At 72.7% G+C, this 14,422-nt stretch carries 11 protein-coding genes; 7 read left to right on the top strand and 4 right to left on the bottom strand.

Translation table 11 applies throughout. The features are described from left to right. The first annotated feature begins 69 nt into the window (after positions 1-69). Positions 70-474: an ATP-binding protein gene (locus ACZ4VK_RS13130; protein WP_468351540.1), complete on the top strand. Its 405-nt coding sequence runs from the start codon at positions 70-72 to the stop codon at positions 472-474. A 55-nt stretch (positions 475-529) separates the two neighbouring features. On the opposite strand, the gene ACZ4VK_RS13125 is transcribed toward ACZ4VK_RS13130, so the two are convergent. Next, positions 530-1,639, bottom strand: coding sequence for a DUF2637 domain-containing protein (locus ACZ4VK_RS13125; RefSeq protein WP_468351538.1), 1,110 nt, complete (start codon positions 1,637-1,639; stop codon positions 530-532). 205 nt (positions 1,640-1,844) lie between these two features. Further along, entirely contained in the window at positions 1,845-2,711 is an 867-nt protein-coding gene (locus ACZ4VK_RS13120) for a (2Fe-2S)-binding protein (protein WP_468351536.1), read from the bottom strand. Between the two features lie 192 nt (positions 2,712-2,903). Between ACZ4VK_RS13120 and ACZ4VK_RS13115 the strand changes: the two genes are divergently transcribed. Both ACZ4VK_RS13115 and ACZ4VK_RS13110 read left to right on the top strand, forming a co-directional pair. After that, a complete protein-coding gene (locus ACZ4VK_RS13115; protein ID WP_468351534.1) occupies positions 2,904-3,713 on the top strand; it encodes a GntR family transcriptional regulator in 810 nt (269 codons plus the stop codon). Between the two features lie 266 nt (positions 3,714-3,979). Continuing rightward, positions 3,980-5,650 (top strand): hypothetical protein, encoded by a 1,671-nt coding sequence (locus tag ACZ4VK_RS13110; RefSeq protein WP_468351532.1) that lies wholly within the window; start codon positions 3,980-3,982, stop codon positions 5,648-5,650. A 33-nt stretch (positions 5,651-5,683) separates the two neighbouring features. Here ACZ4VK_RS13110 and ACZ4VK_RS13105 read toward each other — a convergent pair whose 3' ends face one another. Both ACZ4VK_RS13105 and ACZ4VK_RS13100 read right to left on the bottom strand, forming a co-directional pair. Further along, the gene (locus tag ACZ4VK_RS13105; RefSeq protein ID WP_468351530.1) at positions 5,684-6,472 is read right to left on the bottom strand and encodes a hypothetical protein; all 789 of its coding nucleotides are present in this window, start codon (positions 6,470-6,472) and stop codon (positions 5,684-5,686) included. A gap of 291 nt (positions 6,473-6,763) precedes the next feature. Then, positions 6,764-8,461 carry a PucR family transcriptional regulator gene (locus ACZ4VK_RS13100; protein WP_468351528.1) on the bottom strand — a complete coding sequence of 566 codons (1,698 nt, stop codon included), beginning with the start codon at positions 8,459-8,461 and terminating at the stop codon, positions 6,764-6,766. A gap of 303 nt (positions 8,462-8,764) precedes the next feature. Here ACZ4VK_RS13100 and ACZ4VK_RS13095 point away from each other — a divergent pair, with 303 nt between their 5' ends. The 4 genes from ACZ4VK_RS13095 (at position 8,765) to ACZ4VK_RS13080 (ending at position 14,405) form a co-directional block, all read left to right on the top strand. Next, positions 8,765-9,655, top strand: coding sequence for an FAD binding domain-containing protein (locus ACZ4VK_RS13095; protein WP_468351526.1), 891 nt, complete (start codon positions 8,765-8,767; stop codon positions 9,653-9,655). Positions 9,656-9,657: 2 nt separating this feature from the next. Continuing rightward, positions 9,658-10,254, top strand: coding sequence for a (2Fe-2S)-binding protein (locus ACZ4VK_RS13090; protein ID WP_389681136.1), 597 nt, complete (start codon positions 9,658-9,660; stop codon positions 10,252-10,254). Positions 10,255-10,256: 2 nt separating this feature from the next. Next, positions 10,257-12,656, top strand: a complete 2,400-nt coding sequence (locus ACZ4VK_RS13085; protein WP_468351524.1) for a xanthine dehydrogenase family protein molybdopterin-binding subunit — start codon at positions 10,257-10,259, stop codon at positions 12,654-12,656. Positions 12,657-12,929: 273 nt separating this feature from the next. Continuing rightward, positions 12,930-14,405, top strand: coding sequence for an NCS2 family permease (locus ACZ4VK_RS13080; protein WP_389681134.1), 1,476 nt, complete (start codon positions 12,930-12,932; stop codon positions 14,403-14,405). The last annotated feature ends 17 nt before the right edge of the window (positions 14,406-14,422 follow it).

Genomic DNA, 14,422 nt, shown 5'->3' with positions numbered 1-14,422 from the left:
GAATGCGGGCGATTTGGCGGGGCATGCATCCCCGTGAGCCTGTTCGACGCGATCTGTGGGTGGGGGGACATGGCCGGGGAGTCACGACAGCCGACTCAACTGCTCAGAAAGGTGGGATGCGCGGATCTCACCGCGGTGCCGGAGGTGCGACACGCCTTGCGTGAGCTGCTGCGGAGGTGGGGCGAACCGGGCGCGTCCGACGTGGCGGAACTGCTCACCAGCGAACTGGTGACCAACGCCCTGGTCCACACCGAGCACGGAGCCGTCGTCACCGCGACGGTCGTGCCCGAGCAGCTGAGGGTCGAGGTCCGTGACTTCGTCCCCGGACTCGCCCCACCGGACGTACCGCCCGCCGACGACGGTACGCACGGCAGGGGACTGGTGCTCGTGGAGGCCCTGGCCGACTCCTGGGGGGTCGAGGACCACGGGGCCGGCAAGGTGGTGTGGTTCGAACTGAACGGCGGGGCCGCCTGAGAGGCGGCCCCGCCGGTGTGCGGTGGACGGTGTGCCCGGCTGACGGTGAGGTGCGTCAGCCGAACTGCTGCTCCAGGTCCTTGAGCTTGCGCTCGAGGGAGTCGAGACGGGGCAGCGTCTGGGTGTCGTCCTCCGCGGTGAGGTCCACCGTCCGGGAGTCACTGCCCCTGACGGCTTGGAGGGAGGGCCGGGGTCGAAGCGGCAGTTGTCCCGGGTCCGCTATGGCGGGTTCCGCGACGGCGGCCTGCACGGACGCCGAGGCGGAACCCGAACCCTGGCCGCCGCCGGCCCCCGGACCCGGGCCGGGTCCCGAACCGGCACCGGGTGAGGCGTTGAGCGCGGCCATCTCGACCTGCCGCCCGCCGCCCCTGCCGAAGGCCCGGTGCTGGCGGTTGATCGCCTTGAGCCGCGCCCGGTCGAGCTTCACCTGGTCCCGCCGGCGGATGCGGTTCTGCTCCTTCTCCCGCCGGTCCTCCCGGACCTCGTCGACGGCCTCGTCCAGAGTCCGTACGCCCTCCAGAAGCATCAGCGACCAGGCGGCGAAGGTCTCCCGGGGCGCCCTCAGCCACCGGACGATCCGGATCTGCGGCAGCGGACGGGGCACAAGCCCCTGCTCGCGCAGCGCGGCCCTGCGGGTCTGCTTGAGGGCCCGGTCGAAGAGGACCGCCGCGGACAGGGACATCCCCGCGAAGAACTGCGGGGCGCCGTCGTGGCCCAGGCCGCGCGGTGCGTGCACCCAGTTGAACCAGGCGGCCGCGCCCGCGAACAGCCAGACGAGCAGGCGCGAGCCGAGGGCCGCGTCGCCGTGGCTGGCCTCGCGGACCGCGAGCACCGAACAGAACATGGCGGCGCCGTCGAGGCCGAAGGGGACGAGGTACTCCCAGCCGCCGGAGAGGTTGAGGTTCTGCCGGCCGAAGCCGACGAGTCCGTGGAAGGAGAGCGCCGCGGCGACCGCGGCACAGCAGAAGAGGAGGACGTAGGAAGCGGTGCCGTACACGGCTTCCTTGCGTCTGCGGCGCTCCTCGCTGCGTTCCCAGGAGTCCTCGGCCGCGGCCTGGTCACCGGCGCGCTTCCCGCGCGCGAGCACCGCCACCGCCGTCAGGACTCCGGCCACCATCACGCCGCCCGGAAGCAGCCAGTCCAGCGATATGTCGGTCAGTCTCATGCGGTGTCCCTTGCATCGCAGTAGGGCGTTTGGCGGCCCATACTGGCCGACCCCGCGGGGTGCTCAAGGGGTTTCCGGGCAAGAGCACGCCATCGGGGCGCCAGGGCATACGAATAGGTGCGATCTGGTCGAACGCCCGTACAAGGGAAGGGGTTTGCGTTCGATCGACGTCACCCGTCAGGGTGGCGTAATCGGCCGGGGAGCCTCAGGCGGTCGCGGCGAGCCGCCGGACCCGGTCGGCATCGCAGGTGCGCGGGCAGGTGAGACAGGTGTCGTCCGGCCGCAGCGTGTAGAAGAAGCAGCAGGTCGCCCGGTCGCGCGTGGCGCGCGGAGCCCCGTCCGGCCCCTCCGAGCCGGGCAGCTCGCGGAAGCCGGCGGAGCCCGCGTAGGGCTTGTACGGCTTGGCCGTGCCCGGCATCAGGAGTTCGAGCTCGTCCATCGCCCGCCGCTCCTCGCCGAGCAGCGTCCCGATGTACCAGAGGCCCTCGACGATCTCGTCCGTGGCCATCCCCCACAGGGCCCGGCGGCCGCGCCGCATCCGGGGCCCGAAGCCGTCGAGGATCGCCTCGAAGTGCTCGGCGAGCGAGGCGCGCACCTCGGCCCGCAGCGCGTCCTCGTCGGCGACCACCCGGGCGCCGGGGAGAGCGGCGGCGGGGTCGCCCGGCAGGCAGGCGAACTCCTCCACCCTGACCGCGAGGCGGCCGAGCGCCCGCTGGAAGGACACGTTGCCCGCGGGCAGCCGGGGGACCCTGCGGTCCAGGAACCAGGGGACGGTGACGAGGAGGCAGGCAGGCCAGGCGTACCGGTGCAGTCCGAAGCTGGCGACGACGTCGGGTCGGGCCTGGGTGCCGTGGTCGCGCAGCACCTGCGCGTTGTCCCAGGCGAGGAAGGCGTCGAGGTCGGGGCCGCCGGCCGCGAGGTCCTCCGCGCCGACCCAACCGGCGCCGCTCGGCAGTCGCTCACCCGGGGCGGGTTCCTCTATCCGCAGATGGGGGAAGACCTCGGCGAGGCGCGCGTAGGCGGCCGCGACGGGCGAGGCCGGAGGAGCGGGCAACAGGGCGGGGACGGTCATGCGGACCACCGAATCGCGAGCGTTGGCAGGTTAGCCTTACCTTACCCGATTCGGGGTCACCTCTCACCACCGCCCACCGCCCCCACCAGCGGGGCAGCCCTCACGTCCCTGATGTCGGTCCGTTCGCCTATGGTGCACAGAGGACCCGGGCGACGCGAGCCGGGCCCGGCACGAGGCCGCAGGAGGACCCGGGTGGAGCAGGGCGCAGCGCGCGAGCGGGCGACGGAGAGGCCGTCCCCGCCCTTCGGCGACGCCGCACACCCGGACGCCGTACGGGTCCCGGAGCAGGCCCGCGGGGCGGGACAGGGCCCGCACGCCCGGGGCGAGCACACCCACGGCGAACCGACGGCCCCCGGCCCCACCGGCCACCCCGCACCCCGCGTCGTGCGGCACTCCGTCCGGGGCCAGATCCTCGACGCCCTCCGCGCCGCCCTCGTCGACGGCGAGCTCGTCCCCGGCGAGGTGTACTCCGCCCCCGCCCTCGGCGAGCGCTTCGGCGTCTCCGCCACCCCCGTCCGCGAGGCCATGCAGCGGCTTGCTGTCGAAGGCGCCGTCGAGGTCGTGCCCAACCGCGGCTTCCGCGTCACCGAGCGGACCCCCCGCGAGCTCGCCGAACTCGCCGAGGTCCGCGCGCTGATCGAGGTCCCCGTCATGCTGCGGCTCGCCCGCACGGTCCCCGCCGCCCGCTGGGCCGCGCTCCGCCCGCTCGCCGAGGCCACGTCGGCCGCCGCCGCACGGGGGGACCGCGCCCACTACGCGGAGACCGACCGCGCCTTCCACCGGGCCGTCCTCTCCCTCGCGGGCAACGGACAGCTGCTCGCCGTCGCCGACGACCTCCACCGCCGCTCCCAGTGGCCCCTGATCAGCGCCCCCACCCTCCGCCACGGCGTACTCGTCGCCGACGCCGCCGAACACACGGCCCTGCTCGACGCCCTGATCGCCCAGGACCTCCAGGTCGTCGAATCCCTCGTCCGCGAACACTTCACCGGCTCGAACGCCTGACCCCCTGCCGTCCCACTGGAGTCGAGCAGGAGCCCAGGTCCAGCCCGGCCGGCTCCAGGTCGTCGCGGCGGGCGGCGACCCCGACGCCTGACCCGCTCCGAGAACCCGCGGAAGCGCCCGGGAGACCGGCCCCGCGACGGGGCGGTTCTCCGGGGGTGTCCTGTCGATCGGACCGGACTGATCGACAGCACGCCCCCTCCCAGCGCCCCGGACCACTAAGGTCGTTGACGTCAGCCGCCCGTACCGCGCCGCCCGTGAGGTGTCCCATGTCGTCCGCGAGCCCGTCCCCGGCAGGGGACGGACGCCGACCCGCCACCGGCACGGAAGCCGGGGCCGCGGCCCTGCTCGGCTGGCTCACCGATCCCGAGGCGCCCCGGCTCTGCCTCGTCACCGGCGCCGCCGGCAGCGGCAAGACGGCCCTGCTCGGCTGGCTCGCCGCGTACGGGCCGCGGGCCGGCAGGCCGCGCCGCCGCGCGGCTCGGATGACCGTGCCGCTCGCCGGCCAGAGCGCGCTCGGCGCGACCTGGACGATCGCCGACCGCCTCGGCGTGGTGGCCAGGTCACCCGGCGACCTCGTACAGGCCCTCGCCACCAGCGAGGCCCGCCCCGCCGGCCGTACCGTCCTCCTCCTGACCGATCTGCACGCCGCCGCCGAACCCGCCGCGCTCACCCGGCTGATCGCCGAACTCGCGGGCGTGGGCCGGGTCCGGCTCGTCGTCGAGGCCCGGAGCGACACCCCGGCCCCCGACGCCCTCCGCGCCGGCCGCCGGGTCACCGTCGTGGACCTCGACGGCGAACCGGACCCCGCCGCGGCCGCACCCGAGCGGTCGGCCCGGCCGGTGCCGGACCTCTCCGACCCGGTGGCCGTCTGCGTCGCCGATCCGCTGCTCGTCACCACGGCGTACGTCACCGGTTCCGCCGCCGCCGGACTCCCCGGCACCCTCGACGGCCCCGAGCCGCCCGCCCGCCCCGGCGAGAGCGCCGACGGCGACCACGGCGGGCTGCGGGCCGCCTGGATGCGGGCCGGACAGTCCCTCTGCCGTGAACAGCCCCCGACGGAACGGGCGTTGGTGCTCCTCGCGGCGCTCGGCGACGGCGCCGACCCCCGACTGCGCCCCGCCCTGCGCGAGTTGGCGGAGGGCGCCCCCTGGCGGCTCCGCTGGGCCCGTCACCGCGGCGACCTGACTCCGCCCTGGCCGGGGCCCGTCACCGTGCTCGGCGCGGCCGGCGGCCCCTTGGAGGGAACCCTGCTGGTCGGCGACCGCACCGGCACCGTACGGCTGCTCCACGAGGCCGACGCGAGCCCCGCGGGACGGCTCGCGCACACCGTGCCCGGCCGGATCACCGCGCTCGCGCCCGCGCCGGACGGCACGGTGCTCCTCCTGGACGACCGGGGCAGGCTGCACACCGTACGGGGAGCGGCGCCCCGGGCCCCGTACCTGGAACGCCTCACGGAGGCGGTCTCGGCGACCCTGGCCCGCCATCCCGGCACCGCCCTCGCGGCGATCGCGGGCTCGGTCGTGGTCGGGGACCGGCTCGGTTCCGTGCACGCCTTCGGTCTGACGGGCCTGCACCAGGCGGCCTCGCACAGCGGCCGGGTCACGGCGGTCTCGGCGGTCGAGTCCGAGACGCCGTTCGTCTGTTCCGGGGGCGCCGACGGGACCGTACGGATCTGGACTCCGGGCCGCGACCCGCTTCCCGAACCCCTCGTCGAACGCCGTTCGCCGGTGGTCTCCCTGCACGCGACGGAGACCCCGCACGGCCCGCTGGTCGCCGTGGCCTGGGCCGACGGCCTGGTAGGTCTGCACCGCCCCGAGGGGGGCCGGACGTTGTCGTTCCGTCCGGGCCCCCCGGTCCGCGCGGTCGCCGTCACCGGCGCCGGCTCCCTGCTCATCGGCACCGACGAGAGCCTGGTGTGTCTCGCACCGAAGAGCTGAGCGTTCGTCACAAGCCAGTGAGCAAAAGCTTGTTCAGGTGGCCGTCTGGGGAGTCAGCTGGCTCGCGAGCCAGGTCGGCACCCCGCCCAGGAGACGGAAGAGGCGACGGGCCTCGGCGCGCAGACGGCCCGCCTCCGGCTCCGTCTCCGTGGTGGCGAGAGCGGTGAGCGCCGGGGCCGTACCGACCAGGTACCCCAGCTCCTCCCGGATGCGCAGCGACTCCGCGAAGCCGTGCCGGGCCTCCGCCAACTCCCCCTCCCGCAGGGCGAGTCCGGCGAGATGCCGCCAGGTGGAGGAGAGCAGCAGCGAGTCCCCCTGGGCGACGGCACCCGCGTGCGCCCTGCGGTACGCGGCCCGCGCCGACTGCGGGGAGTCGCCGAGGTTCTGCGCGATGAGCCCCCGCCGCAGGTCGAGCAGCGGCCTGCCCTCGGCGGAAGGGGCGATCAGGGCGGCCGCCCTGCCGAGGGCCATCCGCGCCTCGTCGGCCCGGTCGCGTTCGCCGAGAAGCGTGGACGCGTAGGCCAGGTACCCGCGTTCGCAGGCCGCCGCCCCGCGTTCCTCGTCCGTACGGGCCACCGCCTCCGCCGCCCGGAGCGCCTCCTCCGCGTCGGCCCAGCCCTTCTCCGTGTAGAGGCAGCGCTCGATCAGCAGCGCGGCCCGTTCGAGTGCGGCGGCCGGTTCGGCCGCGTGCGGCGCGAGCAGTGCCGCCGCGTCCGTCCAGCACCCCCGGGACCGGAGTCGCCATATGGCGGTCTCCACGGGGGTCTCCTTGCCGTAGGCGAGGGACGGATCTTCGCCGCCCCTTGATTCGGAACCAGACATGGCGGTATCCGCCACATTGCCCTCCCCGAGCGCGCCATTGAGCTGTTGAGTAAGACCCGCATCAGAGCACGAAGGGGAGTACCTGGCCAAGGGGTCAGGTGAAAGATTTCACAAGAGCCCGGCGGATCGGGGTACGGCTGCCGCGAGGGCGGCCGACAGCCTGTCAGATCACCGCGAGGCCCGTGATCAGGCGCCGGAGCGGCCCCTCGGCCGCCCCGGCGTCCGGGCCGCCACCGGCCCGGACGTCACTCCACCGGACTCGCCCGAAGGGGTGAATCCCGAACGGACCTCTCAGCTCATCCGCAGGGCGAGGAAGAAGTCGAGCTTGTCCTCGAGACGCGACAGATCGCGTCCGGTCAGCTGCTCGATCCGGCCCACCCGGTAGCGCAGCGTGTTCACGTGCAGGTGCAGCCGGGTCGCGCAGCGCGTCCAGGAGCCGTCGCAGTCCAGGAACGCCTCCAGGGTCGGGATCAGCTCCGCGCGGTGACGCCGGTCGTAGTCGCGCAGCGGGTCGAGCAGCCGGGCCGTGAACGCCCGCCGGACGTCGTCCGGGACGAACGGCAGCAGCAGCACGTGCGAGGCCAGCTCGTGGTGCCCGGCCGCGCAGACCCGGCCCGGACGGGCGGCGGCGACCCTGCGGGCGTGCCTGGCCTCCTCCAGGGCCCCACGGAGGCCCTCCGCCGAGTGCACGGCCGCGCTGACCCCAAGCGTGAGCCGCCCGTCGTCGGCGAGACCGGCCGACAGCGGAGCCCGTACGGCGGCGAGCAGCGCGTCCGCGTGCAGGCCGAGGGCGGGCGCGGGGCCGTCGTCCTCGCTCTCCGGCAGCGGCCCCGCCGCCAGGGGTACGAGCGCGATGGCCTCGTCTCCGCTGTGCGCGACGGCGATCCGGTCGGCCGACTCCGCGCCCACGGTCGCCGGGTCGACGAGGATCTCCTCCAGGAGCGCCTGGGCGACCGGACCGCCGTCCACGGCGGTGCCCTGCCCGGCCTCCTGCTCCCACTCGACCCTGGCCACGACCACCTGCCAGTGCGGGGCCGTGCCGAGACCGGGCAGCAGCACCGGGGCGGCGACCCGCAGCCGCGCCGCGATCTCGGCGGGCGCCGCGCCCGTCTGCACCAGCTCGAGGACCTCCTGGGCGAGCCGGCGCCGCACCGTGCGGGCCGCGTCGCGCCGGTCCCGCTCGACGGCGATCAGCTGGGTGACGCCCTGGAGCAGGTCGAGCCGGGCGGCGGGCCAGTCCCCGGCGTCCGCCTCGACGGCGAGCAGCCAGTCCGAGAGGACCGTCTCGCGGACGTCCTTGGCGGGGGGGACGGCCCCCCGGCCGGTATTGCGGATCGGGAAGAGCGAGTACGCCGTTCCGCCGGTGGTCAGCCGGTGCGGGCCGCGCCGTCCCGTCCGGGTGGCGGCCAGGTGCTCCCCGGCCAGGGTGGCGGCGAGAGCGGCCGGGAGGGGCTCGCCCGCACCCGCGATCTGGCGGCCGGTGGGGGAGAGCACCCAGGCCCGCAGGTCCAGGTCGGAGCCGAGCAGGTCGAGGACCACCTCGGGGCCGCCGCCCGCCGGGCCCGAGGTCATGAGCCGCCGGTGCCGGTCGACGACGGCCGCCAGGTCGCCGGCCCGCTCGCCGGACACCTGTCGAACAACGTGCTCGGTGATGGTCGCGAACGCAACGGACTCGTTCACCGCGAAGAGCGGCAGCCGATGGCGTGAACACGCCTGTACGAGATCGTCGGGGATGTCGCCGAGCTCCGCCTCGCCGGCGGCGAGGGCCGCGACCCCCGCCGAGGCCAGGATGCGGGCGAAGGGCTCGGCGTCGGCCGGCTCCCGCAGCCAGGCGAGGCCGGTGAGCACCAGCTCACCGCCCGAAAGGTACCGGCTCGGGTCCTTCAGGTCCGTCGTCATCACGCCGCGGACGGTGCGGTCCAGCTCGTCCTCGCCGCCGAGCAGGCGCAGCCCGAGCGCGTCGTTCTCCAGCAGTGCGCGCAGCCGCATCGTGTCGCCGCCGTTCCTTCGTCAGTGGGTGGAGGGTGTCGCGTTGTCGACGGTGCAGTGGTGCCACCGTTTCCAGGGGAAAACAGCGAGGTTTCTGTTCCCCGCCTTTCGTTCGAATCTACAAGACGACAACGGGACCCAGCCAACTCCTTCATGTTTTCGGTGACTGCACCCGGGCGATCGTGGGCTTGTGTACTAGGCCACACACCGCGTGAACAGCACATGAACATGAAGTCGAGGGCCGGCCGTACCCCCGGAACCCTGCGCGACCCCCGTCACCAGAATTACTAGAAGAGAGCCACCATGGACTTCCTTCGCCCCGCCAGCTGGGAGGAGGCGCTCGCCGCCAAGGCCGAGCACCCCACGGCCGTGCCCATCGCCGGTGGTACCGACGTCATGGTCGAGATCAACTTCGACCACCGGCGCCCCGAGTACCTCCTGGACCTGAACCGCATCGAGCTTCTGCGCGAGTGGGAGGTCGGCGAGGAGAACGTACGGCTCGGCGCCTCCGTCCCGTACACCCAGATCATGGAGAACCTCCGGGCCGAGCTGCCCGGTCTGGCCCTCGCCTCGCACACGGTCGCCTCCCCGCAGATCCGTAACCGCGGCGGCGTCGGCGGCAACCTCGGCACCGCATCGCCCGCCGGCGACGCCCACCCGGCCCTGCTCGCCGCGGGCGCCGAGGTCGAGGTCGAGTCGGTGCGCGGCAGCCGGTTCATCCCGATCGACGCGTTCTACACCGGCGTGAAGCGCAACGCGCTCCAGCCCGACGAACTCATCAAGACCGTCCACATCAAGAAGGCGGACGGCCCCCAGCAGTACTCCAAGGTCGGCACCCGCAACGCGATGGTCATCGCCGTCTGCGCCTTTGGTCTGGCCCTCCACCCGGAGACCCGGACCGTGCGCACCGGCATCGGCTCCGCCGCACCGACCCCGATCCGCGCCAAGGAGGCCGAGGCCTTCCTGAACGCGGCTCTGGAGGAGGGCGGCTTCTGGGACAACGGAAAGATCATCACCCCGTCGATCGCGAAGCAGTTCGCCGACCTCTGCTCCGGCGCCGCCAATCCGATCGACGATGTCCGAGGCACCGCCAAGTACCGCCGCCACGCCGTCGGCATCATGGCCCGCCGCCAGCTCGGCTGGACCTGGGAGCAGTACCGCGGCGCCGGCCGCACGCTTGAGGGAGCTGCATAACCATGCGCGTCAATTTCACGGTCAACGGTCGTCCGCAGGAAGCCGACGACGTCTGGGAGGGCGAGTCCCTCCTCTACGTTCTGCGTGAGCGTCTGGGCCTGCCCGGCTCCAAGAACGCCTGCGAGCAGGGCGAGTGCGGTTCCTGCACGGTCCGCCTCGACGGGGTGCCGGTGTGTTCCTGTCTGGTCGCCGCCGGTCAGGCCGAGGGCCGCGAGGTCGTCACGGTCGAGGGTCTCGCCGAATACGCCAAGCAGCGGGAAGAGCATGGCGGTTGCGCCTCCGGCGCCTGCGGCACCTCGCTCGACCACGCCAAGCGGTGGGAGGCCAAGCCCGGTCAGGACTCGCAGACCGGCGAGGGCGTCGAACTGAGCCCCATCCAGCAGGCGTTCATCGACGCCGGAGCCGTCCAGTGCGGCTTCTGCACCCCCGGTCTGCTGGTCGCGGCCGACGAGATGCTGGAGCGCAACCCGTCCCCGACGGACGCGGACATCCGCGAGGCGCTCTCCGGCAACCTCTGCCGCTGCACGGGTTACGAGAAGATCCTCGACGCGGTCCGCCTCGCGGCCGCGCGCCAGGAGCGTCAGGAAGAGGCGGTCTGACGATGGCTCAGAACACACGCACCGTTCCGGCGGGTACGCCCACCGACGTCACCCAGAAGCACGTCAAGGGCGGCGTCGGCGAGTCCACCCTCCGCCCCGACGGCACCCTCAAGGTCACCGGCGAGTTCGCCTACTCCTCGGACATGTGGCACGAGGACATGCTGTGGGGCCAGATCCTGCGGTCCACGGTCGCGCACGCCGAGATCGTGTCCATCGACACCTCCGAGGCCCTCGCGATGGACGGCGTCTACGCCGTCCTGACCGCCGACGACCTGCCGGCCGCGAAGAACTACGGCATGGAGTTCCAGGACACCCCGGTCCTCGCGTACGGCAAGGTCCGTCACCACGGTGAGCCGGTCGCCCTCGTGGGCGCCGACCACCCGGAGACCGCCCGCCGCGCCGCCGCGAAGATCCGGGTCGAGTACCGGGAACTGCCCCTCATCACCGATGAGGCCTCGGCCACCGCTCCGGACGCGATCCTGGTCCACGAGGGCCGCGACGACCACCACTCCGGTCACGTCCCGCACCCGAACATCGTGCACCGCCAGCCGATCATCCGCGGCAACGCCGCGGAGGCCGCCAAGAGGGCCGACGTCATCGTCAAGGGCGAGTACACCTTCGGCATGCAGGACCAGGCCTTCCTCGGCCCGGAGTCCGGCCTCGCCGTACCGGCCGAGGACGGTGGCGTCGACCTGTACGTCGCCACCCAGTGGCTGCACTCGGACCTCAAGCAGATCGCCCCCTGCCTCGGCCTGCCCGAGGAGAAGGTCCGCATGACCATGGCCGGCGTCGGCGGCGCGTTCGGCGGCCGCGAGGACATCTCGATGCAGATCCTCGCCTCCGTCCTCGCCCTGCGCACGGGCAAGCCGGTGAAGATGGTCTACAACCGCTACGAGTCCTTCTTCGGGCACGTCCACCGGCACCCGGCGAAGCTCTACTACGAGCACGGCGCCACCAAGGACGGCAAGCTCACCCACCTGAAGTGCAAGATCGTGCTCGACGGCGGCGCCTACGCGTCGTCAACGGCCTCGGTCGTCGGCAACGCCGCCTCCCTCTCCGTCGGTCCGTACGTCGTCGAGGACGTCGAGATCGAGGCGGTCGGCCTCTACACCAACAACCCGCCCTGCGGCGCCATGCGCGGCTTCGGCGCGGTCCAGGCGTGCTTCGCCTACGAGGCCCAGATGGACAAGCTCGCGGCGAAGCTGGGCATGGACCCGGTGGAACTGCGCCAGCTCAACGCCATGGAGCAGGGCACGATCATGCCGACCGGCCAGGTCGTGGACTCGCCGGCCCCGGTCGCCGAGCTGCTGCGCATCGTCAAGGCCCGTCCGATGCCGCCGGAGCGCCAGTGGGAGACCGCCGGCGAGGGCGCGGACGTCCGCGCGCTGCCGGGCGGTCTTTCCAACACCTCCCACGGCGAGGGCGTCGTCCGCGGTGTCGGCTACGCCGTCGGCATCAAGAACGTCGGCTTCTCCGAGGGCTTCGACGACTACTCGACCGCCAGGATCCGCATGGAGGTCATCAACGGCGAGCCGGTCGCGACGGTCCACACCGCGGCGGCCGAGGTCGGCCAGGGCGGTGTCACCATCCACGCCCAGATCGCCCGCACGGAGCTCGGCGTCCAGCAGGTCACCATCGTCCCCGCCGACACCCAGGTCGGCTCGGCCGGTTCGACCTCCGCGGGCCGCCAGACGTACATGACCGGCGGCGCCATCAAGAACTCCTGCGAGCTCGTCCGCGAGCGCGTCCTGGAGCTCGGCCGGCGCAAGTTCGGCTCGTACCACCCGGCCTGGGCCACCGCCGAACTCCTCCTGGAGGGCGGCAAGGTCGTCACCGACGGCGGCGAGGCCCTCGCCACCATCGTGGACGTCCTCGAGGACCAGGCAGTGGAGGTCGAGGAGGAGTGGCGGCACCGCCCCACGCAGGCCTTCGACCTCGTCACGGGCCAGGGCGACGGCCACGTCCAGTACGCCTTCGCCGCGCACCGCGCGGTGGTGGAGGTCGACACCGAGCTCGGCCTGGTCAAGGTCATCGAACTGGCCTGTGCCCAGGACGTCGGCAAGGCGGTCAACCCGCTCTCCGTCGTCGGCCAGATCCAGGGCGGCACCACCCAGGGCCTGGGCGTCGCGGTGATGGAGGAGATCATCGTCGACCCGAAGACCGCGAAGGTGCGCAACCCCTCCTTCACGGACTACCTGATCCCCACGATCCTCGACACGCCGACCATCCCGGTCGACTACCTCGAGCTTGCCGACCCCAACGCGCCGTACGGCGTGCGGGGCATCGGTGAGGCCCCGACCCTGTCGTCCACCCCGGCCGTCCTCGCGGCGATCCGGAACGCGACGGGCCTGGAGCTCAACAAGACGCCGGTCCGCCCCGAGGCGCTCACCGGCACCCTCTAGGAACTCTCCGGGCGGTACGTGCCTCCCCAGGAACGTCACACTTCCCCCGCCCGCACCGCCCGGAGTAACCCCCCGGCACCACCGGCAGCTCCCGGTAACGCCGTCAGCACCCGCATCACCGGCAGTACCGCAGTACCGATTCATTTCGTTCGTCTCGGGCCGTCCCCCGGGTCGTGCAGCCCACGCAGCATCCCAAATCCCGCAGCTTCAACCAGATCCGAACTCCTTCGAAGTCTGATGCGGGTGCCCCTTTGAACCTTGGGAGTAGGCCCCATGACCCAGTCGTCTGTGGAGCCCAAGACCGCTTCGGAGGACGCGGGCTCCGGCTCCAACGTCCCCGCCGGCCGCTCTTGGCTCGACCGGTACTTTCACATCTCGGAGAGAGGATCCACCGTCGCGACGGAGATCCGCGGCGGCGTCACCACCTTCATGGCGATGGCGTACATTCTCCTGCTCAACCCCCTGATCCTCGGCGGCAAGGACGTTGCGGGCAACGTCCTCAGTCAGCCCGCCCTCATCACCGCGACCGCGCTCGCCGCCGCCGTCACCACGCTCCTGATGGGCTTCTGGGGCAAGGTCCCCCTCGCCCTCGCGGCGGGCCTCAGCGTCTCCGGTGTGCTCTCCTCGCAGGTCATCGCCGTCATGACCTGGCCGCAGGCGATGGCCATGTGTGTGGCCTACGGTGTGATCATCTGTCTCCTGGTCGTCACCGGCCTCCGTGAGATGATCATGAACGCGATCCCGCTGGCGATCAAGCACGCGATCACCATCGGCATCGGCCTCTTCATCGCGATCATCGGCTTCGTCAAGGCCGGCTTCGTCCACGAGAACCCCGCCCCGGGCGGCGGCCCCGTCTCCCTCGGCCCGGCCGGTGAGCTCATGGGCTGGCCCGTCCTCATCTTCGCCGTCACCCTGCTGCTGATCTTCGCGCTGCAGGCCCGGAACATCCCCGGCGCCATCCTCATCGGCATCGTCGCGGGCACCGTCATCGCCATGATCGTCAACGCCGTGGCCGACATCCCGGCCAAGGGCGCGGGCGCCTGGTTCTCCGGCGCGCCGGAGCTCAAGGGCAGCGCCGTCTCCGCCCCGGACTTCTCGCTCATCGGCGAGGTGTCCTTCAGCGGCTGGGGCGACGTCGGCTACATCACGATCACCATGATCGTCTTCACCCTGGTCCTCGCCGGCTTCTTCGACGCCATGGCCACCATCATCGGCGTCGGCTCCGAGGCGAACCTCGCCGACGACAAGGGCCGCATGCCGGGCCTCTCCAAGGCCCTGTTCATCGACGGCGCCGGCGGTGTCATCGGTGGTGTCGGTGGAGGCTCCGGCCAGACCGTCTTCGTCGAGTCCGCCACCGGCGTCGGCGAGGGGGCTCGCACGGGTCTGTCCTCCGTCGTCACCGGCGCCTTCTTCGCGGCCTGCCTCTTCTTCACCCCGCTCACCGCGATCGTGCCGGCCGAGGTCGCCTCCGCCGCCCTGGTCGTCATCGGCGCGATGATGATGCAGAACGCCAAGCACGTCGACTGGAGCGACCGCTCCGTCGCCATCCCGGTGTTCCTCACCGTGGTCCTGATGCCCTTCACGTACACGATCACCACGGGTGTCGCGGCCGGTGTCATCTCCTACGCCGTCATCAAGGTGGCGCAGGGCAAGGCCCGCGAGGTGGGAGCCTTCATGTGGGGCCTCACCGCGATCTTCGTCGTGTACTTCGCGATCCACCCGCTCGAGAGCTGGCTCGGCGTCGGCTGACGCCGCCACCGCCGCCC

This window comes from Streptomyces sp. NPDC028711 (assembly GCF_055565415.1).
This window is presented reverse-complemented; position numbering and strand designations above follow the sequence as displayed.

Coding starts and splice junctions, on each gene's coding strand:
- ACZ4VK_RS13130 (WP_468351540.1), top strand. CDS start 70: ATGGCCGGGGAGTCACGACAGCCGACTCAACTGCTCAGAAAGGTGGGA.
- ACZ4VK_RS13125 (WP_468351538.1), bottom strand. CDS start 1,639: ATGAGACTGACCGACATATCGCTGGACTGGCTGCTTCCGGGCGGCGTG.
- ACZ4VK_RS13120 (WP_468351536.1), bottom strand. CDS start 2,711: ATGACCGTCCCCGCCCTGTTGCCCGCTCCTCCGGCCTCGCCCGTCGCG.
- ACZ4VK_RS13110 (WP_468351532.1), top strand. CDS start 3,980: ATGTCGTCCGCGAGCCCGTCCCCGGCAGGGGACGGACGCCGACCCGCC.
- ACZ4VK_RS13105 (WP_468351530.1), bottom strand. CDS start 6,472: ATGTCTGGTTCCGAATCAAGGGGCGGCGAAGATCCGTCCCTCGCCTAC.
- ACZ4VK_RS13100 (WP_468351528.1), bottom strand. CDS start 8,461: ATGCGGCTGCGCGCACTGCTGGAGAACGACGCGCTCGGGCTGCGCCTG.
- ACZ4VK_RS13095 (WP_468351526.1), top strand. CDS start 8,765: ATGGACTTCCTTCGCCCCGCCAGCTGGGAGGAGGCGCTCGCCGCCAAG.
- ACZ4VK_RS13090 (WP_389681136.1), top strand. CDS start 9,658: ATGCGCGTCAATTTCACGGTCAACGGTCGTCCGCAGGAAGCCGACGAC.
- ACZ4VK_RS13085 (WP_468351524.1), top strand. CDS start 10,257: ATGGCTCAGAACACACGCACCGTTCCGGCGGGTACGCCCACCGACGTC.
- ACZ4VK_RS13080 (WP_389681134.1), top strand. CDS start 12,930: ATGACCCAGTCGTCTGTGGAGCCCAAGACCGCTTCGGAGGACGCGGGC.